The 23,822-nt window shown below is 71.6% G+C and carries 18 protein-coding genes; 8 read left to right on the forward strand and 10 right to left on the reverse strand.

The features are described 5' to 3' along the window. Nucleotides 1-46: 46 nt before the first annotated feature. The 3 genes from ACH4G3_RS19935 to ACH4G3_RS19945 form a co-directional block, all read right to left on the reverse strand. Complete coding sequence (locus ACH4G3_RS19935; protein WP_397625731.1) at nt 47-1,540, reverse strand: MFS transporter; 1,494 nt, start codon at nt 1,538-1,540, stop codon at nt 47-49. Between the two features lie 117 nt (nt 1,541-1,657). After that, nucleotides 1,658-3,700, reverse strand: coding sequence for a CocE/NonD family hydrolase (locus ACH4G3_RS19940; protein WP_397625732.1), 2,043 nt, complete (start codon nt 3,698-3,700; stop codon nt 1,658-1,660). 45 nt (nt 3,701-3,745) lie between these two features. Further along, nucleotides 3,746-5,041, reverse strand: a complete 1,296-nt coding sequence (locus tag ACH4G3_RS19945) for an ATP-grasp domain-containing protein (protein ID WP_397625733.1) — start codon at nt 5,039-5,041, stop codon at nt 3,746-3,748. Between the two features lie 211 nt (nt 5,042-5,252). Here ACH4G3_RS19945 and ACH4G3_RS19950 point away from each other — a divergent pair, with 211 nt between their 5' ends. Then, on the forward strand, nt 5,253-6,158 hold the full coding sequence (locus ACH4G3_RS19950; RefSeq protein ID WP_397625734.1) for an SDR family oxidoreductase: 906 nt from the start codon (nt 5,253-5,255) through the stop codon (nt 6,156-6,158). A 35-nt stretch (nt 6,159-6,193) separates the two neighbouring features. Here ACH4G3_RS19950 and ACH4G3_RS19955 read toward each other — a convergent pair whose 3' ends face one another. Continuing rightward, complete coding sequence (locus tag ACH4G3_RS19955) at nt 6,194-8,596, reverse strand: SpoIIE family protein phosphatase (RefSeq protein WP_397625735.1); 2,403 nt, start codon at nt 8,594-8,596, stop codon at nt 6,194-6,196. A 93-nt stretch (nt 8,597-8,689) separates the two neighbouring features. Continuing rightward, on the reverse strand, nt 8,690-9,319 hold the full coding sequence (locus ACH4G3_RS19960) for a LysE family translocator (protein WP_397625736.1): 630 nt from the start codon (nt 9,317-9,319) through the stop codon (nt 8,690-8,692). 111 nt (nt 9,320-9,430) lie between these two features. On the opposite strand from ACH4G3_RS19960, the gene ACH4G3_RS19965 reads away from it, so the two are divergent. After that, nucleotides 9,431-9,883: an Lrp/AsnC family transcriptional regulator gene (locus tag ACH4G3_RS19965; protein ID WP_020275150.1), complete on the forward strand. Its 453-nt coding sequence runs from the start codon at nt 9,431-9,433 to the stop codon at nt 9,881-9,883. A 17-nt stretch (nt 9,884-9,900) separates the two neighbouring features. On the opposite strand, the gene ACH4G3_RS19970 is transcribed toward ACH4G3_RS19965, so the two are convergent. Continuing rightward, the gene (locus ACH4G3_RS19970) at nt 9,901-10,851 is read right to left on the reverse strand and encodes a phosphotransferase (protein WP_397625737.1); all 951 of its coding nucleotides are present in this window, start codon (nt 10,849-10,851) and stop codon (nt 9,901-9,903) included. 174 nt (nt 10,852-11,025) lie between these two features. On the opposite strand from ACH4G3_RS19970, the gene ACH4G3_RS19975 reads away from it, so the two are divergent. From ACH4G3_RS19975 to ACH4G3_RS19985, 3 genes are all read left to right on the forward strand, one after another. Continuing rightward, entirely contained in the window at nt 11,026-11,862 is an 837-nt protein-coding gene (locus tag ACH4G3_RS19975; RefSeq protein ID WP_397625738.1) for an alpha/beta fold hydrolase, read from the forward strand. Nucleotides 11,863-11,974: 112 nt separating this feature from the next. Then, the gene (locus ACH4G3_RS19980; protein WP_397625739.1) at nt 11,975-13,111 is read left to right on the forward strand and encodes an AraC-like ligand-binding domain-containing protein; all 1,137 of its coding nucleotides are present in this window, start codon (nt 11,975-11,977) and stop codon (nt 13,109-13,111) included. Continuing rightward, a complete protein-coding gene (locus tag ACH4G3_RS19985; RefSeq protein WP_397625740.1) occupies nt 13,060-13,713 on the forward strand; it encodes a DUF5701 family protein in 654 nt (217 codons plus the stop codon). The genes ACH4G3_RS19980 and ACH4G3_RS19985 overlap by 52 nt, the downstream gene beginning before the upstream one ends. Nucleotides 13,714-13,953: 240 nt before the next feature. Here the strand turns inward: ACH4G3_RS19985 and proP are convergent, their stop codons facing one another. Further along, entirely contained in the window at nt 13,954-15,450 is a 1,497-nt protein-coding gene (proP, locus tag ACH4G3_RS19990; protein WP_397625741.1) for a glycine betaine/L-proline transporter ProP, read from the reverse strand. A gap of 215 nt (nt 15,451-15,665) precedes the next feature. On the opposite strand from proP, the gene ACH4G3_RS19995 reads away from it, so the two are divergent. Next, nucleotides 15,666-17,177, forward strand: coding sequence for an MFS transporter (locus tag ACH4G3_RS19995; RefSeq protein ID WP_397625742.1), 1,512 nt, complete (start codon nt 15,666-15,668; stop codon nt 17,175-17,177). 52 nt (nt 17,178-17,229) lie between these two features. Here ACH4G3_RS19995 and ACH4G3_RS20000 read toward each other — a convergent pair whose 3' ends face one another. Beyond that, nucleotides 17,230-17,730: an ATP-binding protein gene (locus ACH4G3_RS20000; RefSeq protein ID WP_397625743.1), complete on the reverse strand. Its 501-nt coding sequence runs from the start codon at nt 17,728-17,730 to the stop codon at nt 17,230-17,232. Between the two features lie 238 nt (nt 17,731-17,968). Between ACH4G3_RS20000 and ACH4G3_RS20005 the strand changes: the two genes are divergently transcribed. Continuing rightward, complete coding sequence (locus ACH4G3_RS20005) at nt 17,969-19,708, forward strand: SpoIIE family protein phosphatase (protein WP_397625744.1); 1,740 nt, start codon at nt 17,969-17,971, stop codon at nt 19,706-19,708. A gap of 15 nt (nt 19,709-19,723) precedes the next feature. On the opposite strand, the gene ACH4G3_RS20010 is transcribed toward ACH4G3_RS20005, so the two are convergent. Then, entirely contained in the window at nt 19,724-20,731 is a 1,008-nt protein-coding gene (locus ACH4G3_RS20010; RefSeq protein WP_397625745.1) for a zinc-dependent alcohol dehydrogenase, read from the reverse strand. Between the two features lie 102 nt (nt 20,732-20,833). Between ACH4G3_RS20010 and ACH4G3_RS20015 the strand changes: the two genes are divergently transcribed. Then, nucleotides 20,834-22,549 (forward strand): IlvD/Edd family dehydratase, encoded by a 1,716-nt coding sequence (locus ACH4G3_RS20015; protein WP_397625746.1) that lies wholly within the window; start codon nt 20,834-20,836, stop codon nt 22,547-22,549. Between the two features lie 21 nt (nt 22,550-22,570). Here ACH4G3_RS20015 and ACH4G3_RS20020 read toward each other — a convergent pair whose 3' ends face one another. After that, the gene (locus ACH4G3_RS20020; RefSeq protein WP_397625747.1) at nt 22,571-23,782 is read right to left on the reverse strand and encodes a cytochrome P450; all 1,212 of its coding nucleotides are present in this window, start codon (nt 23,780-23,782) and stop codon (nt 22,571-22,573) included. Between the last annotated feature and the right edge of the window lie 40 nt (nt 23,783-23,822).

Consider the following 23,822-nt stretch of genomic DNA (forward strand, 5'->3'; position numbering starts at 1 on the left):
GGGGGAGGGGGAGGGAGACCGGTTCGGCGTTTCCGAACGGCAGGTCCTAGGAACGCGCGCCGAAGAACTCCGCCTGCCCGGCAGGGCCTTCCGCGACCGGGGCGGGTTCGGCGGCGGCCTGTCGACGCGGGAGGAAGGACGCGAGGACGAAGGCCAGGAGGGCCGCTGCGGCACCGATGGCCATGACCGTCCGGAAGCCGTTCTCGGAGGGCAGGGCGTGGCCGCCGAAGTCGGTGGTCATCTGCGCCAGGATGACGCCGGCGAGGGCGCTGGCGAACGACGTGCCCATGGAGCGCATCAGGGTGTTGAGGCTGTTGGCCGCGGCCGTCTCGGAGGCGGGAACCGCTCCCATGATCAGGGCGGGCATGGCGCCGTAGGCGAAGCCGACGCCGCCGCCGATGACACAGGCGACCAGGACGATGTGCCAGACCTCGGACATCAGCACGAGGCTCAGGCCGTACCCGGCGGCCACGACGACCGCCCCGATCATCAGGGTGACCTTGGGGCCCTTCGCCTTGGTGAGGGCGGCGGACACGGCGGACATGGCCATCATCACCAGACCCTGCGGGGCCAGGATCAGGCCGACGGCCAGCATCGACCTGCCCAGCCCGTAGCCGGTCTGCTCGGGCAGCTGGAGGACCTGCGGCAGGACGAGCGACATGGCGAACATCGAGAAGCCGAGCGCGACCGAGGCGAGGTTGGTGAACAGCACCTGCCGGCGCGCGGTGGTGCGCAGATCCACCAGCGGCTGAGCGGTACGCAGCTCGTACCACCCCCACACCAGGAAGATCACGGCCGCGGCGCCGAACAGCCCGAGGGTGGTGCCGCTGGTCCAGCCCCAGTCGCCGCCCTTGGAGACGGCCAGCAGCAGGGACACCAGCGCGGCGGACAGTCCGAGCGAGCCGGCCAGGTCGAAGCTGCCGCCGGTGCGGACCTTCGACTCGGGCACGACCAGCAGCACCAGCACCAGGGAGGCGACGCCGAGGACGGCGGAGATCCAGAACAGCGTGTGCCAGTCGTAGTGGTCGGCGATGAATGCCGCCGTGGGCAGTCCGAGGGCACCGCCGACGCCGAGGGATGCGCTCATCAGGGCGGTGGAGCCGGTCAGCCGCTCGGCGGGCAGGACGTCACGCAGGACGCTGATGCCGAGCGGAACGACGGCCGCTGCCAGGCCTTGCAGCGTCCGGCCGACGATCATCGGGACGAGCGAGTCGCTCAGGGCGCAGACCACCGAGCCGGACACCAGCAGCACGATGCTGACCAGGAGCATGCGGCGCTTGCCGAACATGTCGCCGAGGCGTCCGACGACCGGGGTGGCGACGGCGGCGGCGAGCAGGGTGGCGGTGACCGCCCAGGCGGCGTTCGACGGCGAGGCGTCCAGGTACTGCGGCAGCTCGGGGACGATCGGAATGACCAGGGTCTGCATCAGCGAGACCACGATCCCGGCGAGAGCGAGCACCGCGACCACGGCGTTCGGTCTGGGCGGGCCGGGCGGGGCGGACGACCCCGCCTTCACGTGGCGGGCGGGGGTGGCGGACATGGCGGGGCCTCCGTGGAGCAGGGGAGCTAGGTTGCTTGACTTAGGCAAGCAGATGCATGTTGCCTAAGTCAAGCAACTTTTCCCCGGGTGGCTCCTCGTCACCCCGCCCCGGCCCCGCTACAGCAGGTCGCGCGGGACCTTCTCGTTCCAGGTGCGGGAGAACACCCGGCGGTCGGCCTCGTACGCGTCGAGGGTCGCGTCCACGAAGAAGTCCGTGTCGTCACACGTCAGCTGCGTGTGTGTCACCACCCGCACGTCCCAGTCGTCCCGCTGGAACCGCATGGTCCAGGTGGACTCGCCGCTGACCGAGGTGAAGTCGTCGGCGACCGCCGTGTAGCGCTCGTGGGCGCGGCGCCCCGCCTCCAGGTTGATGTCCTCGAAGCGGACCGTGCCCCGGTCCTTCACGATGTCCAGCTCGGAGTGGTAGCCGATCAGGTCCCGCTTGACCTCCCAGCGCTCCTCGGGGGGCGTCACCTGGCTCATCGCGAGCGGGGGAGTGCCCTCGGGTTCACCGAAGGGGGACGCCGGCACCTCGTCCGGTTCCTCCACGGGCCGCACCGGGAGGGTGAGCGTGCTGGAGTGCTCGTGGACGCTCAGCAGGGCCGGCTTCGGCGCCGGCCAGGCCAGCGGCCAGTAGGACGTGGAGAGGGAGAGCCGGATGCGGTGGCCGGGCGGGAACGCCTGGGCCACTCCGTTCAGCGGGACGGTGGCGCGGTAACGGCGGCCCGGCTCCAGCGGCTCGGGGGACTCCGTGCTGTCACGGCGGGTGAGGTTCAGGATGCCGTACGAGACGCGGGTCGCGGAGCCGTCCGGGCTCACGTCCGACAGCCGCGCGGCCACCATGGCGACCGGTTCGCTGACCGACAGGTCGAGTTCCACGGTCGGTGAGCCGAGGATCTCCACCTGCTCGGTCAGCGGCTCGGTGTCGAAGACGAGGGAACCGCCGTCCTCCTCACGCTGGTCGTAGGGCAGGTCCGGGGGCGCGTTGTAGGAGGCCCACTTGCCCGCGAACTGGCCCACGGAAAGGGGCGACTGCACGGTCAGAGCGTCGCCCTCGGGGGCGTCCCCCTCGTCGGCCGCCTCCCGCGGAGGTCCGATCGTGTGCCGGGTGAGCGGATGAACGGCCTGCCGGATGTGCGGGGAGGGCCATTCCGGTTCGCCGACCCAGCGTCCCGGCCGCTCCTCGTACGCGGTGGAGGGCGGCACGCTGTCCTGCATCCACGTCTGCAGCATGGGGCCGTCCATCACGCCGTTGTCGACGCCCTTCAGCCAGTGGTCCCACCACCGCACCAGCTCCTGGAGGTAGCCGATCGCGGGGCCGGGCTCCCCGAGGTGGGGGAACTTGTGCGACCAGGGGCCGATCAGCCCCTTGCGGGGCACGTCCAGGTGGCCGAGCAGCCGGGTCACCGCGTTGGAGTAGCCGTCCGCCCAGCCGCTGGAGGCCAGGACCGGGCAGCGCACGCTGCTGTAGTCCTCGCACACCGAGGCGTGCCGCCAGTAGTCGTCCCGGCGCTGGTGGCGCAGCCACTGCAGGACCCAGGGCTCGGTGTTCTCCAGCCGTTCGTGCCACATCTCGCGCCAGCGGTCGCCGACCACGGCCGGGTCGGGCGGGCAGGTGCCGTAGGCGAACATCGTGCCCGCCTCCGCCAGGTTGTCCGACAGCAGGGCGCCGCCCATGTAGTGCATGTCGTCGGCGTGCCGGTCGTCGGTGAAGGAGGCGATGGCGATGGCCTTCAGACCCGGCGGCTGCCGGGCCGCCACCTGGAGCGCCGCGAACGCGCCCCACGAGATGCCCATCATGCCCGCGCCGCCGTCGCACCAGGGCTGCTCCGTCAGCCAGGCCAGGACCTCCTCGGCGTCGGCCTGCTCCCGTTCCAGGTACTCGTCCCGCAGCACGCCCTCCGAGTCGCCGGTGCCGCGCAGGTCGACGCGGACACAGGCGTAACCGTGCCCCGCGAGGTACGGGTGGTGGATCGAGTCGCGTACGGCCGTGAGGTCGCGCTTGCGGTACGGGATGTACTCCAGCACCGCGGGCACGGGCTCATGGTCCGACGAAGTGGGGCGCCAGATGTGCGCGGAGAGCCGGACCCCGTCGGACATCGGGATCGTGACGTGCTCTTCTTCCTTCGTCGCGTACGGCAGGTTGGTCACGTAACGCATGGAACCCACGTGCTCCTTACTGTCGGGGTTCACTCCGGCCGGGCTTCACCCCTGCGGGGGTTCGTCGAAGGCGAGGCCCAGGGCGGCCACGCAGTGGTCGAACTTCTCCCGCAGCTCCTCCTCGTCCGCCCCGCCGGTGAAGATGTGCGCCAACTCGTAGCTGTAGCTGTCCTGTCCGGGGAGGTCCGAGAGCCGGGTGCCCTCCTCGGGGACCACCTCGATGCGCACGCCCGGCGTCTCCCGCTCGATGCGCTCGATCTCCTCGGGCCCCGGCACCCGGCGCACCACGCCGTCCGTGAACCAGCGGTGGTACCACTTCGCCGCCATCGCGTACGGGCCCTGGCGGTGCGGCATGCGCGGGTCCTCGCCGAGCGCGAGGCGGACCATGCAGTGGTGGTTGGGGACGCCGTCGACGTACTGGAAGAGCTCCGCGTGCGACTGGGAGTGCCTGGGGTTGATCTCCAGCAGATTGATCGACTGCGTCCGCGGGTCGTAGAAGTACTCGATGCTGAAGGTGGCCGAGTCCATTCCGATCTGCCGCATCACCCGCTCCGAGACGTCGTGGAGCTCCGCGACGACCGCCGGCGGTAGCGTCGAGGGGTACTGGTGGCGCAGGAAGCAGGGGGAGTCCGGGTACTGGATGGAGTCCAGCACTCCGTAGACGGTCACCTCGCCCTGGTGGGTGTAGCCCTCGACGGCGACCTGGACGCCGGACATCGCCTCCTCCGCCAGACAGACCCGGCCGCCGACGCCGTCCATCTCCGGCGGCAGGTCGATGCGTTCGAGGATGTGCTCGAAGGGGCGGCCGATACGGGAAATGCCCTCACGGATCTCGGTGACGGCCTTGCGGAACTCCTCTTCGTCATCGACTCCGAAGGCGAGTTCGGACGAATAGGAGAGCGCGGGCTTGACCCACATCGGGAAGGTCACGTTCTCGGGCGGGCGAGGCGGTTCCGCCGACAGGTCGACCCTGTCGAAGCCCGGGTGCCGGTCGGTCGCCTTCTGCTGCTCAAGACGGCTCCAGTACTTGTGCTCGCACTTGACCACCGACTCCAGGCTGGTGCTCCGCGTCCCGTAGCGTTCGCTCAGCATCGGCACGAGGGTGCTGACCGGGAAGTCCCAGTAGCCGACGATCGCGTCGATGCTGCCGTCGAAGGCGTCCAGCACCTCCCGGGCCTTGTCGAACAGCGTGGGCAGGTGCACTTCGCCGACCTGGAGTTCCTCCACGGTCAGCAGCTGGTGAAAGCGCAGCCGGTCAGCTCCGGGAACCGCCCGCAGCGTCGGCAGATTGGCTTCGTCGAGCCCGATCACGAAGACGTTCTTCACCGTCTCGTCAGACACGGATCTCCTTCCGACAGCAGGCCCTCCGGCCGGGCCTTCCAAGATCGACTGAGTACCCCTCGCGGGTGCGGCCATGCCGGTCGGCGCGCCGCCGGCCCGGCGACACCGGGGAACATGCCTGCCGCCGATATGGGAACGCGGTGCGGGGAAGAAGCGGCGTGACCCCAGGTGAACGGCCGCGCCGTGGACGACACCGGCGAAAGGAAATTCCGTGCAGCCCGAGCAGGAACGGTCCGCACCGCAGGTCGTGTCCGAGCCCGACCCGCCCTACGACTCCGACAAGCAGCAACGGCCCGGCCTGGAGGCCGACATGCGCACCCGGCCGCGCTACCGGGCGAGCCGCTACCGGGCCAGCGGGAAGCTGGAGGGCAAGGCCGCGCTGATCACTGGCGGCGACTCGGGTATCGGACGGGCGGTGGCGCTGCTGTACGCGCGGGAGGGCGCCGACGTCGCCATCGTCCACCTTCCGGAGGAGCAGGTGGACGCGGAGCAGGTCCGGCGCGAGGTGGAGGAGCAGGGCCGGCGCTGCCTGCTGCTGCCCGGCGACCTCACCGACCCGGAGTTCTGCCGCGAGGCCGTCGAGCGGACCGCGGCGGAGCTCGGCGGGCTGAACATCCTGGTGAGCAATGCCGCGTACCTCAACAGCAAGCTCGAACTCGACCAGTTGACCGCTGAGGACTTCGACCGGACGTTCAAGACGAACGTCTACGCGTACTTCCACCTGCTGATGGCGGCGCTGCCCCACCTCGAGCCCGGCGACGCCGTCATCGCCACGGCGACCGAAGAGGCGCTCAAGGGCAGTACGACGATGATCGACTACGCGGCGTCCAAGGCCGCGCTGATCACCCTGACCAAGTCCGTCGCCGTGCACCTGGCCAAGCGCGGCGTGCGCGCGAACGTGGTCGCGCCGGGCCCGACCTGGACGCCGCTCAACGAGGCGGACCAGCACATGCCACCGGACGGACTCGCCCACATCGGCAGCGAGGCCCCGCTCGAACGCGCGGCCCAGCCGGAGGAGATCGCACCGACGTACGTCTACCTCGCCTCCGACGCCGACTCCAGTTACACGGTCGGCGAGGTCATCGCGGTGACCGGCGGCATCGTCGACACGCGCTAGGCGTCGCGGGGCAGGCGGGACTTTGCGGACACGACCTAGGACCCGGCGGGCAGCGGTTGTTCCGCCCAGATGGTCTTGCCCGTCGGGGTCTGGCGGCTGCCCCAGCGTTCGGAGAGCTGGGCGACGAGCAGCAGCCCTCGTCCGCCCTCGTCGAACACGCGGGCCCGGCGCAGGTGGGGTGCGGTGCTGCTGCCGTCGGACACCTCGCAGATGAGGGCCGAGTCGCGGATCAGCCGCAGTTCGATGGGGGAGCCGCCGTACCGCAGCGCGTTGGTGACCAGCTCGCTGACGATCAGTTCCGTGGTGAACTCCGCCTCCGTCAGCCCCCACGCGGCCAGTTGCCCGCCCACCATCTTGCGGGCCCGGGCCACGGCCGTGGGCTCGGGCGGCAGCTGCCAGGTGCGCACCTTCCCGGCGCCGAGCACGGCGGTCCGGGCCAGCATCAGCACGATGTCGTCGGCGGGACGCCCGGTCAGCACAGTGTTCAGCACCTGGTCACAGGTCTCCTCCAGTGCCCCGGCAGGGTGGCCCAGTGCCTCGCGGAGCAGGGTGCGCCCGACGTCCATGTCGTGGTCGGCGGCCTTGACCAACCCGTCGGTGTAGAGGGCGAGCAGGCTGTTCTCCTCCAGCTCCACCTCGACGGCTTCGAACGGCAGGCCGCCCAGGCCCAGCGGCGGCCCGGCCGGCAGATCCAGGAACCGTACGGCGCCGTCGGGCGTGACCAGGGCGGGCGGCGGATGCCCGGCCCGGGCCATCGTGCAGCGGCGGGACACCGGGTCGTACACGGCGTACAGGCAGGTGGCGCCGACCTGCCCCGACGCCTCCGCCGACCGCCCGCGCGCCTCCGGGCCCTCTTCCCGGTCGATCCGGATGACGAGGTCGTCCAGCTGGGTGAGCAGCTCGTCGGGGGCGAGATCGACGTCCGCGAGCGTCCGCACGGCGGTCCGCAGCCGGCCCATCGTGGCCGAGGCCTGGATGCCGTGTCCCACCACGTCACCCACGACCAGGGCGACCCGCGTGCCGGACAGCGGGATCACGTCGAACCAGTCGCCGCCGATGTCCGCTCCGGAACCGGCCGGCAGATAGCGGTAGGCGACCTGCACCGCCGCCAGGACCGGCGGCCGGTCGGGCAGGAGGCTGCGCTGGAGCGCCAGCGCCGTCCGGCGTTCCCGGGTGTAGCGGCGGGCGTTGTCCACACTCACCGCCGCCCTGGTGACGATCTCCTCCGCGAGCAGCAGATCGTCCTCGCTGAACGGCTCCGGCGTGCGGTGCCGCACGAAGTGCACCAGCCCCAGGGTCACCCCGCGGGCGCGCAGCGGCACCATCATCACCGAGTGGATCATGTGCCTGGCCACCGACTCCGCGCGGGCCGGGGAGGACCTGATCCACTCCCGCAGCCCCGGGTCCCCTGGCTGGTAGCGGGATCCCCGGCCGGCGACCAGCGTCCGCACCGGCAGCGTGTCCACGGGATAGGGCGTGGCGTCGCCCGTGGCGACCACCGACTCCGGGCAGCCCTGAAGCACCGACCGCTGGGCGGTGCGCCGCACGGTGACCGGCGCGTCCAGCGGCACCGGCTCCGGCTCGTCGCCCAGGGCGACGGACTCCAGCAGGTCCACGGTGACGAAGTCCGCGAACCCGCTCACGGCCACCTCGGCCAGCTCCTCGGCCGTCCGGGTCACGTCCAGGGTGCTCCCGATGCGCAGGCTCGCGTCGTTGAGCACCGCCAGCCGGCGGCGGGCCCAGTACTGCTCCGTGGTGTCGAAAACCGTCGCGGACAGGCCCTGCACCGCACCGGTCTCGTCCGTCAGCGGCGCCATGAACATCGACCAGGCATGCGGCCGGGTCTCGCCCGGCGCCCGGCCGTGCTCCTCGTGGAAGATCATCTCGCCGGTGCGCAGGACCTCACGCTGAAGGCGGTCGTACTCGTCGAAGGGCGGGCCGGGCTCGATCTCCCGGAGCGTCAGGCCCTTCATCTCCTCCTCGGACCTGCCCATCACCTGGGTCATGATCTCGTTCGCGGCCACGAGCCGGGCCTCACGGTCGTAGACCGCCACCGGCACGGGCAGCTGTGCGAGCGTGAGGTCCCACAAGGGCAGGGCTCCGTCCCCGGCCCGCCGCGCCGTGTGCGCCACCGCGGTGCCGGTGACGAGCCAGAGCCGCCCGCGGTCGGCGCCCAGCAACGGCGTGCCTTGCAGCCGGACCACGACCCGGTCGCCGTCCCGGTGCCGCAGCGCCACCTCACCGGCCCAGCGCTGTCCGTCGGCCATGTGACGTCGCGTGGAACCGGGCAGGCCGGCGGCGAGCAGACGATCGACGGCCCGGCCCACGATCTCGTCGGGTTCGTATCCGAGCAGCCGTCGGGCGCCGTCGCTCCACACCGTGATCACCCCACGGGCGTCGACGACGACCGCCAGGTCCTCCGGTACGCGTCCCTGCACGGTGCCTCCGGATGTGACGCCCTGCCGCTTTCCCGGTCATCATCTCAGGAAGGGCCGCCGGGTACCCCTCGCGGCTTCCCGGGGCGTGCGCCGTCAGCCGGCCAGACGCTCCGCCAGCAGGAAGCCGCCGATGGCGATCATCATCGCGCCGGAGAGGCGGGTGACCGCCCGGGCCGCCGAGGGTCTGGTCCTCAGGAGGGTGCGGGCCAGGACTCCGACGGCGAGGTAGACGACGGCGCAGGCGGTCATGTGCAGCGTGCCGAGCAGGCCGGTCTGCGTGGCCACCGGCCAGCCGCCCGCGGGGTCGATGAACTGCGGGAACAGCGAGAAGTACAGCAGCAGCGCCTTCGGGTTCAGGCCACTGGTCCCGGCGCCCCTGACCATGATCCGCAAGCGGGAGGAGCCCAAGCCCACCTCGTCCTCGCCCTCGGAAGCCGTCAGGGCGGCAGGTTGCCTCAGCACGCCGCAGCCGAGCCACACCAGGTAGCCGGCACCGGCCACGGTCAGCGCGGTGAGCAGGGTCGCCGAGTTCGCCACGATCACCACCAGGCCCGCGACCGCGAGCAGGGTGTATCCCGCGTATCCGGCGACCAGCCCGGCGACCGCCGGGACGACCGACCGGCCCCTGATGCCCGCGGTGATCGCGTAGGCCCAGTCCGCACCGGGGGTGAACACCAGCAGCAGATCCACTGCCAGAAATGCCGCCAGTGTCGTCGTATCCATGGACCGGTCCCTCTCACGTGCCTTGTCGCGAGAGGAAGGCTAGGCCGGATCAGCCCGAAAGTGTTCCCTTCTTTACCCCTTGATCGCGGGTTCTGGGGCAGAATCTTCTCCATGGATGCCCTGGACCGGAAAATTCTCACCGAGCTCCAGCTGGACGGCCGTCTCACGGTCACCGAGCTGGCCGCACGCGTGAAACTGAGCGTCTCGCCCTGCCACCGCCGCCTGCGCGACCTGGAGCGCGAGGGCGCGATCCGCGGCTACCGGGCGGTCGTGGACCCGGCCGCCGTGGGCCTCAACTTCGAGGCCCTCGTCTTCGTCACCCTGCACTGGGAGGACGCCGACACCGTCTCCGCGTTCGAAGAAGGCGTGGCCGCCGTCCCGCACGTGCTCCAGGCGCAGCGCCTGTTCGGCGACCCCGACTACCTCCTGCGCGTCGCCACCACCGACCTGGCCGCCTTCCAGCAGCTCTACGACCGGCAGCTCGCCCGGCTGCCCGGCGTCCAGCGCCTGAACTCCACCCTCGTCATGAAACACGTCGTGGACGACCGGCCCCTGCCCGAGTGAGCAGGGCCGCCGCTCGCTCAGCCGTCCAGACCACCGGCGAACGGCATCGTCCGCCACTGTTCGACGGCCGGCTTCAACGCCTCCACCAGCAGGGGCAGTTGCGGCGCGAGCGCGAGGCACGCCACCGCGCGGGACATGCCCACGGCGTTGACGACGCGCAGCACACCCTCGTCCAGGCGCCGCAGCCCCCGGCGCTCGGCGGCCGCGTTGTAGGCGGCCTCGCACGCGGGGCCCAGAGCAGCCAGGTCCCACTCGACCGGTCCGAACGTGGTCAACTCGAAGTCGGAGTACAGCTCGCGGCCCTGAGCGGAGACGATGTTGGCCGCGGGGGAGTCCCCGTGGATCGGCTGGAACTCGATGCCGGGGAAGGCCGCTTCGAACGCCGCGCGTGAGCTGACGAGGGGCTCCAGGACGTCCCACTCGCGCCGCGCGCGGTCGAGATCGGCCGGCTCCAGCAGATCCGGCCGCCCTTCGAGCGTGGCAAGCCCCTCGGAGACGAACCGCGGTTCCGCCGCCGACAGGAACGGCAGCTCTCCCGGGTACGAGCGCAGCGCGGCGTGCAGGCCGGCGACCAGTTGGGCGTTGCGCACGTAGTCGGGCTCGACGCTCTGGTCCAGCTCGACGAACTGCCAGAACGTCATCGAGAAACCGTCCCGCCGCACGGGCTCCCGCGGCACGAGCGGACTCGGTGGAATCACCGGGTGCCCCTGGTCCGCGAGCCACCCCGCCACATCGAGCTCCAGCCGCTGCCGCGCCGCCTGGTACCCGGGACCGGCGAACGACGGCAGGACGGTCGGTACCCGCACCACCACGGGCGACGGAGCGAGATGCACCACGACCGAGAACACGTCGTAGAGCACCCGCGCGTCGGTCACCGTGAGCCCCAGATCACGACCGGCGGCGACGGCCGCGGCGAGGGCCCGGGACGTGCGGGCGTCGATCTGATCAGACGTCAAAAACCCTTCCATGCCGACGATGTTGTCACGCGGGTCACGGGCGTGCGACAGGTTAACGACCTCCGAAGCGTGCTCCCGTGCGCCCCCGGTCAAGAACCGGTGCGCTGCCCGGCAACCGGCCCTGCGGTCCCGGAACTAGCGTGGCCGGGTCTGTCACCAGCCACCCGGAAACGAGGAAGCCAGCACATGCCGTACATCACCGTGGGCCAGGAGAACTCCACCGCCATAGACCTGTACTACGAGGACCACGGATCCGGACAGCCGGTCGTCCTCATCCACGGCTTCCCGCTCGACGGCCACTCCTGGGAGCGGCAGAGTGCCGTGCTGCTCGACGCCGGCTACCGCGTGATCACCTACGACCGGCGCGGTTTCGGGCAGTCCTCGCAGCCGACGACCGGCTACGACTACGACACCTTCGCCGCCGACCTGAACACCGTGATGGAGACCCTCGACCTGCGGGGCGCCGTCCTCGTCGGCTTCTCGATGGGCACCGGCGAGGTCGCCCGGTACGTGTCCCGGTACGGCACCGGGCGGGTCGCCAAGGTCGCCTTCCTCGCCTCGCTGGAGCCCTGCCTGCTCAAGTCCGACGACAACCCGCAGGGGGTCGCCCCGAAGGAGTTCTTCGACGGGATCGTCGCGGCAGTCAAGGCGGACCGCTACGCGTACTACACGGCCTTCTACCAGGACTTCTACAACCTCGACGAGAACCTCGGCACCAGGATCAGCGAGGAGGCCGTCCGCAACAGCTGGAACGTCGCCGCGGGCGGCGGCTTCTTCGCGGCGGCCGCCGCGCCGTCGACCTGGTACACCGACTTCCGGGCCGACATCCCGGCGATCGACGTGCCGGCCCTGATCCTGCACGGCACGGGCGACCGCATCCTGCCCGTGGAGGGCACCGCCCGGCAGTTCCACAAGGCTCTTCCGGCCGCCGACTACGTCGAGATCGAGGGCGCCCCGCACGGCCTGCTCTGGACCCACGCGGAGGAGGTCAACTCGGCACTGCTCGCCTTCCTGGAGAAGTGATCCGGACTTTCCACCGATTCTTCCTGGTCCGGGCCGGGCCGGGATGGTGACATCGTCGAAGCCGGCAGCGCATAGGAGCTGCCGGCCGTGATGATGCCCAGGGGGGAACCAGGTGTCCGTCGTCCTGTCCACTGCGTCACTGTCGGCGGCCGACCGGAGGGAGCGCTGGCACCACGCGGTGTCACACACCTTCATACCGCTCGACGTACAGCTCCTCGAGGACGATCCGTCGCCCGGAACAATCGTCAGCAACCAGTTGGGCTCCTTACGGATCTCGCGGGTCCAGGCGGGTCCGCAGCGGGTGACGCGCAGCAGCCGGCTGATCAGGGACGGCAAGGAGCACCTCATCCTCACCCTCCAGCAGCGGGGCGGCGCCATCAAGGAACAGGACGGCAGACAGGCGCGGATCGGGCCGGGCGACTTCTCCCTCTCCGACTCCTCCCGGCCGTTCCGGAAGACAGTGCAGAGCGACTTCGCCTTCACCTCCTTCCACTTCCCCCGCACGGATCTCCGTGTGCGCGACGAGGATCTGCGGGCGGTGACCGCCACGCCGTTCTCCGGGCAGGAGGGCAGTGCCGCACTCGTGGCGACGTACCTCGAGCGCCTGGCCCGCGAAGCGCCGAGCCTGGACGCCTTCGTCGGCCGCCAGTTCGCGGCCACCGCGCTCGACCTGCTGGCCCTGCTGATCAACGAGCGGCGCGGGCACTTCGCCTCCCAGGCTCCGGAGACCGCCGCGGCCACCCTCGTGCGCGTCAAGGACCACATTCTGCGCAATCTCTCCGACCCCGGCCTGTCACCGCCCGGCATCGCCGCCGCACACTTCATGTCGGTGCGCTACCTGCACAAACTGTTCGAGCTCGAAGGCTCGACGGTCGGGGAGTGGATCCGCACGCAGCGGCTGGAGCGGTGCCGCAGGGATCTTCTGCGTCCCCCGGCACTCGGGTACGGGGTCGCGGCCCTCGCCCGGCGCTGGGGCTTCGTGAGCCCCAGCCACTTCAGCCGCGCCTTCCGCGCCGCCTACGGCGTGACGCCGCGCGAGTGGCAGAGGAACGGCCTGTCCGGCGACGGTCGGAACGCGGTCGGAGACGGGCGGAACGCAGTCGAAGACGGTCGGAACGGAGGGGAAAGGGAGGGAACGCCTCCGCAAACCGGCTCGTTGCACAGGAGTTCGCCCACGTCACCGACCATGGGAGCATCGTGCCCGACACCACGACCGGTCCGTCCACCGTCCCCGCACTCCCGCCCCTGAGCGCACAGGCCGAGCGGCTGATCGAGCTGGGGGTGCACGAGATCGCCGGGCTGTCCGCCGACGAGATCCGTACGTTCGCCGCCGAGACCGACGGCGAGGGTGCCCTGCTGGCCGTGCACCCGGACAGAGCCCCCGCTTCCGTGCTCGCGCCGCTGCTGCGCCGCGACGGCAAACCGGGCTTCGTCGTCGTCGACATGCCCGACGTCGACGAGTTCACGCCCAGCGCCGTCGACCTGCCCGACGCCCCCCTCTACGTCGTCACCGGCGTCGACCGTGGTGACCACATGGCCAACTGGAGCCCGGACGAGGCACTCCCCGCCCTCACCAAGGAGGACCGCACCCCTCTGCTGCTCACCGAGGGCATCCACTGGGTGCTCCAGCAGCCGGACGCCCTGGAGCGCAACCGCTGCTTCATGACCATCGGCTCCCGGCTGCGCAAGCCCGACGGCAGCCTGGACGCCCGCACTCCGGCGATCTGGATCAGCAACGGCACCGGGCGCGACGGCCGCGAGCGCCGCAACGCCCCGAAGGTCGGCTGGTGCTGGTGGAACAACCGTCACACCTGGCTGGGCTTCGCCTCCACGACGGGCCGCAGGCACTAGGAGTTGGGGGCCCACCCGCGGGCAGGGCGGCGAGGCCCGCGCGGGCCTCGTCCCGGAGGCCCGCGGGCAGGCAGTCGTGCAGCGCGAGCGCGGCGCGGTACTCGGCGGCGGCCTCGGCGCGCTCGCCGAGGTGGGCGAGCGCGTGGGCCAGATGGAGGTGGACCTTGCCCGCCTCCTCCTGAGTCCACCGCGTGATGATGCGTGCGCCCGCCAGGGCGAAGCCCAGGAAGGCCACGAGGGTCAGAACCTGGGGCGAGGGGCCTGCTCCTCGACGATCTTTGCGGCCTCCGCCTCCGTCTCCACGGACGGCGGGGAGCCGGCCAGGGGCATGTTGGCGGTCTCCTTCATGCACAGGACGGCGATGACCCCGATGACCGCGGCCACCGTGGAGTAGTAGGCCGGCATGAGGGTCGAGTCGAACGCGCTGATCAGGGCGGTGATCACCAGGGGAGTCGTACCGCCGAAGATCGACGTGGCCAGGTTGTAGGCGACCGAGAGGGAGCCGTACCGGACGTGGGTGGGGAAGATCGCCGGGAGCGCCGCCGACATCGTGCCGAGCATCGTCACCAGGGAGAGCCCCAACAGCAGCAGCCCCAGGGCGATCAGGACGACACTGCCCTGCCGGATGAGCAGGAAGGACGGCACGGACAGGAAGAGGAACCCCAGCATCCCCGCCATCAGCAGCGGCCTGCGCCCGAAGCGGTCCGACAGCCGCCCGACCTGGTTGATGACGCACATCTGGAGCACCATCACGATCAGCAGGATCAGCAGCCCGTGGTTGGTCCCGTAGCCCAGCTCGTCGGACAGGTACGTCGGCATGTACGACAGCAGCATGTAGTCGGTGATGTTGTACGCCGCGACCAGCGCGAGACACAGCAGCAGCGGCCGCCAGTACCGGGTGAAGATCTTGCCGAGGTCGGCGGCGGCCGAGGTCTCCACGGCCTCGGCGGCCTCGCTCGCCTTGACCTGGCCGCCCTCCAGCTTCTGGAAGGCGGGCGTCTCGTCCAGCTTCAGCCGCAGATAGAGGCCGATGAAGCCGAGCGGGGCCGCGAACAGGAAGGGGATGCGCCAGCCCCACGCCAGCATCTCGTCGTCGCTGAGGAGCATCTGGAGGACGACGACGAGGCCGGAGGCCCCGACGTAGCCGGCGAGCGTGCCCAGCTCCAGGAAGCTGCCGAAGAAGCCGCGCCGTTTGTCGGGCGCGTACTCCGCGATGAACGTCGAGGCGCCCCCGTACTCCCCGCCGGTCGAGAAGCCCTGCACCAGCCGGAAGAAGATCAGCAGGGCCGGGGCCCACAGGCCGATGACGGCGTGCGAGGGGACGAGGCCGATGGCGAAGGTCCCCACCGCCATCATGATCATGGTGAGGGAGAGGATGCGCTTGCGGCCGACCTTGTCGCCGAGCGGCCCGAAGACCATGCCGCCGAGCGGTCGCACGAGGAAGGCCACCGCGAACGTGGCGAAGGAGCTGAGCAGCTGGGCCGTGTCGTTCCCGGAGGGGAAGAACACCTTCCCGATGGTCGAGGCCAGATAGCTGTAGATGCCGAAGTCGTACCACTCCATCGCGTTGCCGAGGGCGGCGGCCTTCGTGGCGCGCTTGACCGCTGCCTCGTCGGTCACGGTGATGTCGCTGCGGCGCAGCTTCGGGTGACGTCGCTTCTCGATCGCCCGGAACAGTACCCGGTGTCGTCTCACGGCTGCGGGGTCCACCGACTCGTCGTTGTCGGGCGCCGCCATCACGTCGTTCCTTTCGCCGGTCGTCCATCCCAAGCACAACGCCTGCACAGATCTCGGCCGCTCAAACGACCCCCTTCGCACGGCGCCCGGACGACTACCCCGGGTGACGACCGGGTGCTTTCGGTGAGACCCATGCCGCTGACCGGCTGTGGTGTGTCCGGGCCTTCGAGGGGGAACTTGGTTCGCCGGTGCCCACCCGGTGAGAGGAGCCCCATGTGACAGCGTCAGCGGCGGGCGACCGGAACCAGGGCGCAGAGGAGGCCGGCTACGAGCCGGATCCGCGCCGGTGGCGGGCCCTGTGGGTCACCCTGGTGGCAGGCTTCATGAGCCTGCTGGACGTCTCGATCGTGGTGGTCGCCCTGCCCTCCGTCCAGCGCGGCCTGGACGCCTCTCCCGCGCAGGTGCAGTGGGTGGTGTCCGGATACGCCCTCGCCTTCGCCCTCGCGCTCGTCACCGCCGGCCGACTCGGGGACGCGCTGGACCGGCGCCGCATCTTCCTGCTGGCCCTCACCGGATTCGTGCTCTTCAGCGTGGCCTGCGGGGCGGCCCCCAGCATCACGCTGCTGGTGGTGGCCCGTCTCGCCCAGGGTCTGGCGGCCGGGTTCATGGCGCCCCAGAACTCCGCGCTCATCCAGCAGATGTTCCGCGGCGCCGAACGCGGCCGTGCCTTCGGCTTCTTCGGCGCCACCGTCGGCATCTCGTCCGCCGTCGGCCCGCTCGCCGGCGGCCTGATCCTCGCCCTGGCCTCCGGCGACCAGGGCTGGCGGTGGGTCTTCTACGTCAACGTGCCCATCGGGATCCTCGCCGTCCTCCTCGGCCGCCGTCTGCTGCCCCGCACCCGGCCGTCCGGCCGGCAGCACGTGGACCTGCCCGGCGTGCTGCTCCTCGGCCTCGGTGTCCTCGCGCTGATGTATCCGCTGGTCCAGGCGGGCTCCGGCGGCCTCGGCCGGCTGTGGTGGATGTTCCCCGCCGGTGCCGCGATCCTCCTCGGCTTCGCCCGGTGGCAGCGTCGTCTCGTCGAGCGGGACGCCCAGCCGCTGCTCGATCCCCGCCTGTTCACCACCGTGCGCGGCTACGCCGTCGGCGCCGGCGTCGGCACCCTCTACTTCATCGGCTTCAGCGGCGTCTGGCTGGTCTTCGCGCTCTTCTACCAGGACGGCCTTGGCTTCTCCCCGCTCCGGTCCGGCCTCGCCGTGACGCCCTTCGCCCTCGGCTCGGCCTGCGGCGCCGCGGTCGCCGGCCGGCTGGTGGACCGGCTCGGCCGCATGCTCACCGTGGGCGGCCTCACGGCCGTGATCGCCGGCCTGGGCGGCACCGCGCTGCTGCTCCGCTTCGCGCCCCTCGACGTCGCGCCCTGGGTCGCCGCGCCGGTGCTGTTCCTCGGCGGCTTCGGCAGTGGCTGCGTGATCTCACCGAACATCACCATGACGCTGCGCGACGTGCCCGTGCGCATGGCGGGCGCGGCGGGCGGCGCCCTCCAGACCGGCCAGCGGCTCGGCGCCGCGGTGGGCACCGCCGCGGTGCCCGGCCTCTTCTATCTGGTGCTCGGCAGTGGCGACGACTACCGCGGCGCCCTCGCCACCGCACTGGGCGCCGCCCTCCTCGGCATGCTCGCCTCCCTGGCCCTCGCGACGTCCGACTGGAGGCGCGACCGGCGAACCCGGCAGCAGCACGGGACGTGCCCGGAGGACGTCGCCAACAGTCCCGTACACGCCCGGCAGAACTGAGCCCGAGGCGCGCCCTGGGAACCGAACCACCGGCCGAGTACGGGGACCTGTCTCAGCCGGCGGCCAGCACAGCCTTCCCGGTACCGGCGCTCACCTGGTCGTTCCGGGCCAGCCCCAGGTAGGCCGTGATCTGCTTCCCCCTGGCGCGGGGTGCCACGGCGACCCGGTCGCTGACCGTGTGCACCAGCCGCAGTCCGTGGCCGCCGACGCGGAACCGGTCACCCTTGTACACAGTGGGCTGCTCCGCCGAGGTGTCCCGCACGGTGATGGCCAGCCTTCCCCTGAACAGCCGAAGGATCAGCTCGCAGGGCCCGGGAGCATGCCGGATGGCGTTGGTGACCAGTTCGCTGACGACCAGTTCGGCATCCATGGCCGCGGAGGCCGGAATCGGGGCGAGGGCATTGTGCGGGCCGTGGGCGAGGAAGGCGCGCAGCGCCAGACGTGCGTCGACGGCGCTTGCCGCGCCGTCAGCCCAGGCCGCGCCGAAACGCAGCGTGGCGTGCTCGTCCGCGCCCGGCCGATCTGCCGCCTGCTTCCCAAGCGGGAGGACCATACGGAGGCTCTTTCGTTGTCTTCGCCCCTGTCGGGGTTGCTCTGTCGCCCTGCGTTTACCCGGGCGCGGACCACACATACCAGGGCAACCTCCGGGTGTTTCACAAGGCACCGAACGGCAGCAGCCACGCGGGGGGCTGGTTTCGCCGCCACGGGGCACACGGGGAACGCCGGACGGCATCCCGAGGGGGACGAGCCGACAGCCGGCAGCGGCGGCCGATCAGCAGGGAGGCGACGACATGGCAGGGCCGGACCGTACGGAGACTGCCGCGCAACAGCCCGTGGCCGTACTCGACACCTCGCTGACCGGAGGCTTGGAGGCCATCGGAACCGGCGCCTACGTCGTGGACGAGGAGGGCCGCATCCTCGCGGTCAACACCCGCGCCCGGGACCTGCTCGCCCGCACCGCCGAGGACCTGCTCGGGCACGACGCGCACGACCTGCTGCACCGCGACGCCCACGGGCAGCCGCTGCCCACGTCCCGGTGCGCAATGCGGCAGGCCTTCCACGCCGGGCGCACCGCCCAGGGCGAGGAGGACTACTTCGCACGCGGAGACGGTTCCCTGCTGCCCATCGCCTGGCTGCTCACCCCGTACGACATCGGGGACGAGGGAGCCGGCACGCTCGTGGTCTTCCACACCGTCGAACACACCGCGCAAACCGATCCGCGGCCGGAGCCGGCGACCGGCCCGTTGCGGGAACTGGAACGGCTGGCCCTGCTGGCCGACGCCACCACGCGGCTGACCTCCACGCTCGACGTCGACGAGGCGCTGGAACGCCTGGTGAGCCTGGTCGTGCCCCGACTGGCGGACTGGGTGATCGTCGATCTGATCACCGAGCACGACGAAGTCTGGCGTACCGCGGTCGTCCACGCCGAAGGCGGCGCCCTGGTGCGCCGGGACGACCTTCAGGGACCGATGCCGCCCGTCCCGGAGGAGTCCCCGATGCCCCTGTCCAGAGCCCTGCGCGGCGTGGCCTCCACGGTGGCCGGGCCCGGTACCTACCGGCGCGAACCGGATTCCGGTATCGCGGTCGAGCAACGGCGGCTGTTCGACGCCACGGGGATGCACTCGGCGGCCATCGCGCCCATCCGCAGCACCCGCGCGGTCCTGGGGGCCCTGACCCTCGGCCGGGCCGAGGACCCGGTCGCCTTCACCTCCGCCGACCTCCCGCTGGTCGAGGACATCGCACGCCGGGCCGGCCTCGCCCTGGACAACGCCCGCCTGTACCAGCGCCAGCGCAAGGTCGCCGAGACCATGCAGAACCATCTGCTGCCCCAGATGCCGGGGGTCCCGGGACTCCAGATGACCGTCCGCTACCTGCCCGCCCCCGACGCCTCACAGGTCGGCGGCGACTGGTACGACGCCTTCCCCATGTCCGACGGATCCACCGCCCTGGCTGTCGGGGACGTCGTCGGGCACGACCTGGATGCGGCGGCAGGCATGGCCCAGGTGCGCAACATGCTCCGCGCCTACGCCTGGTCCCAGCACGAACCGCCCAGCCGGATCGTCACCCGGCTCGACGAAGCGCTCCAGCACATCACGGACGTCGACATGGCCACGATGATCTTCGCCCGGATCGAGGCGGCCGACGCCGGTCAGTGGCAGCTGTCCTGGACCAACGCGGGCCACCCGCCGCCCCTGCTGATCAGCCGCGACGGCCTGGCGCGCTACCTCACCGACGGCCACGGCATCGTCCTGGGCGCCGGGGCCGGCACCCCGCGCCCCGACGCCACGACCCTGCTCGCGCCCGGATCCACCCTCGTGCTGTACACCGACGGTCTGATCGAAGCACCCGGCCACAGCCTCGACGAGGGCCTGAACCGGCTGCGCCGGCACGCCGCCGCCCTCGCCCACCGCCCCCTCTCCTCCTTCACGGACCACCTGCTGCGCCGCGTCCGCCCCGCCGACAACGAGGACGACGTCGCCCTCCTGGCCCTGCGCACACCTGCCCCCAGGGGACCGGCCCTCGACCGGTGACCCGACGGCGGACCCTCAGGGTTCGACATGGATCTTGGGGCCGGGCCCGCAGCCGGCCGGGCGCTCGCCGGCGAGGACGGGGCCCACTTCGTCGAGGCCCACGGTCGCGGCGACCAGCGGCCTCGGGTCGACCGATCCGGCGGCGTACGCCCGGATGGTGGCGTCGAGGCCGGGGGAGGCGGACAGGACACCCGTCGCGGTCACGTCCTTGAGGACGAGCGTGCGGGTGTCGATCCTGCTCGGTTCGCCGGCCAGCCCGATGTACACGAGACGGCCCCCGGGCTCGACCAGTTCCAGGGCCAGATCCGGCAGCGAGGCGGCGTTCGAGGCGTCCACCACCGCGTCGAAGGGCACGTCCGGCACGGACTCCCGTGTCCATACGTGCTCGAAGCCCAGGGAGCGGGCGAAGCCGAGGGAGCTCCCGGTCGTGCCCAGGAGGTGCACCTCGGCACCGGAAGCGCGCAGGAACATCGCCACCAGCAGCCCGATCGTCCCCGGGCCCAGCACCACGGCGCGGTCCCCGGGCGCCGGCGCGGCGGCCCGAGCGGCGCGCAGGGCGTTGCCGCCGGGCTCGACGAGCGCCCCGAGCACCGCGTCGACGGAGTCGGGCAGGGCGTGCAACGAGGAGGCGGGAACGGCGAGTTGCTCCGCCAGCGCGCCGGGAAGGCCCCCGCGTATGCCGACTTCCCGGCGCTGCTCGCACACATGCTGACGGCCGCGCACACAGCGCCGGCAGGAGCCGCAGCCGAGCATGGTGTCGCCCATGACACGGCGGCCGAGCCAGGCGGGATCGACACCGTCACCGACCGCCGCCACCCGCCCGGCCCACTCGTGGCCCGGCCGCATCGGGTAGGTGGAGTGGCCTTGGTGGAGGTAGGCCATCGCGCCGGTGAAGAACTCCGCGTCCGTGCCGCACACACCGACCCGCTCGACGTCGACGACGACCTCACCGGGACCGGCCACCGGCGCCGGAAGCTCCTGGACCTCGTACGCGCCGGGCCCGGTCAGGACGAACGCGCGCATCACAGGGCGGCGCACGGTGGGCGTGTCGCTCGGTCGACCGTCTGCCTATGCTTCATGACGTTCCGGAATCTAGACCGCTGTACCGTCCATTGGAAGGGCTCCATGGAGAGACTCCGCAGCGCGCAGTGGTACGAGGGACAGGATCGCAACGCCTACATCCACCGGGCCTGGATGCGGCGCGGCGTGCCCGGCGACGCGTTCACCGGCCGCCCGCAGATCGCCATCGCCAACACCGCCTCGGACCTGACCCCTTGCAACGCGCACCTGAACGAGGTCGCGGCCTCGGTGCGCAACGGCGTGTACGAGGCGGGCGGCATCCCGCTGGACCTGCCGGTGGTGTCGCTGGGCGAGACCCAGGTGCGGCCCACCGCCATGCTGTGGCGGAACATGGCCGCGATGGCCACCGAGGAGATGCTGCGGGCCAACCCCGTCGACGGCGTGGTCCTGCTCGGCGGCTGCGACAAGACGATCCCCTCGCTGCTCATGGCCGCGGCCTCGGTGGACCTGCCCGCGGTGGTGGTCCCCGGCGGACCGATGCTCAACGGCACCTTCCGCGGCGGTCTGCTGGGCTGCGGCACCGGCGTGTGGCAGCTGTCGGAGGAGGTCCGCGCGGGCACGCTCACCCAGGAGGAGTTCACCCGCTCCGAGTCGGCGATGATCCGCAGCCGCGGCCACTGCAACACGATGGGCACGGCCTCGACGATGGCGCTGGTGGCGGAGGCGCTCGGCACGGTCATCCCCGGCACCGCCGGGACCCCCGCCCCCGACAGCCGGCTGCTGGAGGCCGCGCACCACACCGGGCGGCTCGCGGTGGACATGGTGGGCGCCGGCCGGCGGCCCGCGACGTTCCTGACCGAGGCGTCCTTCCACAACGCGATCGTCGCGCTGGCCGCCATCGGCGGCTCGACCAACGCCGTCGTCCATCTCCTGGCCGTCGCGGGCCGGCTGGGCATCGACCTGTCGCTCGACGACTTCGACCGCATCGGCTCCCGCGTGCCGGTCCTGGTGGACCTCCAGCCGGCCGGCCGCTTCCTCATGGAGGACTTCCACCGCGCCGGCGGCCTGCTCGCCGTGCTGCGCGAGGTACGCGACCTGCTCGACCCCGACGCGCTGACCGTCACCGGCAGACCGCTCGCCGCCTACCTCGACGACGCCGGGATCTGGGACGGCGAGGTCATCCGCACCCGCGACCGGCCGCTGGTCGCCGAGGGCGGTATCGCCGTCCTGCGCGGCAACCTCGCACCCGACGGCGCGCTCGTCAAACCGGCCGCCGCCTCCCCGCACCTGCTCCGGCACCGGGGCCGGGCCGTCGTCTTCGACAGCATCGAGGACTTCCGCGCCCGGATCGACGACCCCGGTCTCGACGTCGACGCCGACTCCGTCCTGGTGCTGCGCGGCTGCGGCCCCAAGGGCTATCCGGGCATGCCCGAGGTCGCCAACATGCCGTTGCCCAAGAAGCTGCTGGAACAGGGCGTCCGGGACATGGTCCGGGTCTGCGACGGCCGGATGAGCGGCACCGCCTACGGCACGGTCGTCCTGCACGTCGCCCCCGAGGCAGCGGCCGGCGGCCCCCTCGCCCTCGTACGGACCGGGGACTTCATCACCCTCGACGTCGGGTCCCGCCGTATCGACGTCGACGTGCCGGACGCCGAACTCGCCCGCAGGGCCCCCGACAAGGCCACCGTCACCGGCTTCGCCGCTCCCCGGCGCGGCTGGGAACGCCTCTACGTCGACCACGTCCTGCAGGCCGACACCGGAGCCGACCTCGACTTCCTCGTCGGCTCCAGCGGCTCCGAGGTGACCCGGGAGTCGCACTGACACCGGATCACCCCCGGGGATTCACCACGTCACGGGCAGCTCCGTGACGCCACCGGTGAGGGTGGTGCGGACCTCCAGCTCGTCCAGCTCCCTGGCGAGCCGCAGCCCCGGCAGACGGCGGGCCAGCGTGGCGAACACGATGCGCAACTCCACCCGGGCCAGGCTCGCGCCGATGCAGAAGTGCACGCCGTGGCCGAAACCCAGGTGCGTGCGCTCGGGGCGGTCGGGGTCGAAGGTCTCGGCGTCCGTGTAGACGGAGGCGTCGCGGTTGGCGGAGTTGACCGACAGGATGACGGCGTCGCCGCGCCGGATGGTGACACCGGCGACGTCGACGTCGGTGTGCGCGTACCGCAGCAGCCCGAGGTCGCCGGGCGCGCCCAGGCGCATGATCTCCTCGACGGTGGCGTTGACCCGGCCGTCGGGGTCGGCGGTCAGCGCCTGCCACTGGTCGAGACGCGTGAGCAGGAAGAGCGTGCCCAGGCCGATGCGGTTGACCGTGGTCTCGTGCCCGGCGAACAGCAGACCGACGCAGAGCTGGATCATGTCGGCGTAGTCGTAGTCCGCGTCGGTGCTCTGGGCGCGGACGAGGTCGGAGATCACGTCCTCGCCCGGCTGTGCGCGCTTGGTCTCGGCGAGTTTCGTCATGTACGCGTTGAACTCGTCCCGCGCACGGTGGGCTTCGTCGCCGATGGCGTAGTTCGACATGCGCTCCGACAACGACGCGAAGAGCTCACGGTCGCTCTCGGGCACCCCGAGCAGCCGGCAGATGACCGCGACCGGCAGCGGGAAGGCCAGCCCGGCGTGGAGGTCGACGATCCGGTCGGGGGCGGCCGCGTGCTCGGTGACGAGCCGGTCGACGCACGTGTCGACCAGGTGCTGGACGTGGTCGGAGAGCATCCGCATCCGCTTGGCCGAGAACGCCGGGGTCAGCAGCCGGCGCATCCGGGTGTGGTCGGCCTCCTCGGTGTCGTAGTTGCCCGAGGGGCCGTCCAGGACCGCGGCGGACGTCAGGCGTGACGCCCGGTCCGGCTCGGGGTGGGAGCGGCCGAGTCGCTTGTCGCCGAGCAGGTCGCGCACCTCCTCGAAGCGTGTGACCAGCCAGGCGGGGTCACCGGCCGGTGTGGTGACCGGCGTGACCGGCGCCTCGCGGCGCAGCACGTCGTACAGCGGCGCGAGGTCGAGAACGTTGGGCCTCGGGAAGGGCAGTTGCTGACGCTCGGCGGTAACGCTCATGGCGCTCCTCCTGTGATCTCCGCATGCGATCTTCGAGCCG

This window comes from Streptomyces afghaniensis (genome assembly GCF_044327915.1).
Lineage (GTDB): Bacteria > Actinomycetota > Actinomycetes > Streptomycetales > Streptomycetaceae > Streptomyces > Streptomyces afghaniensis.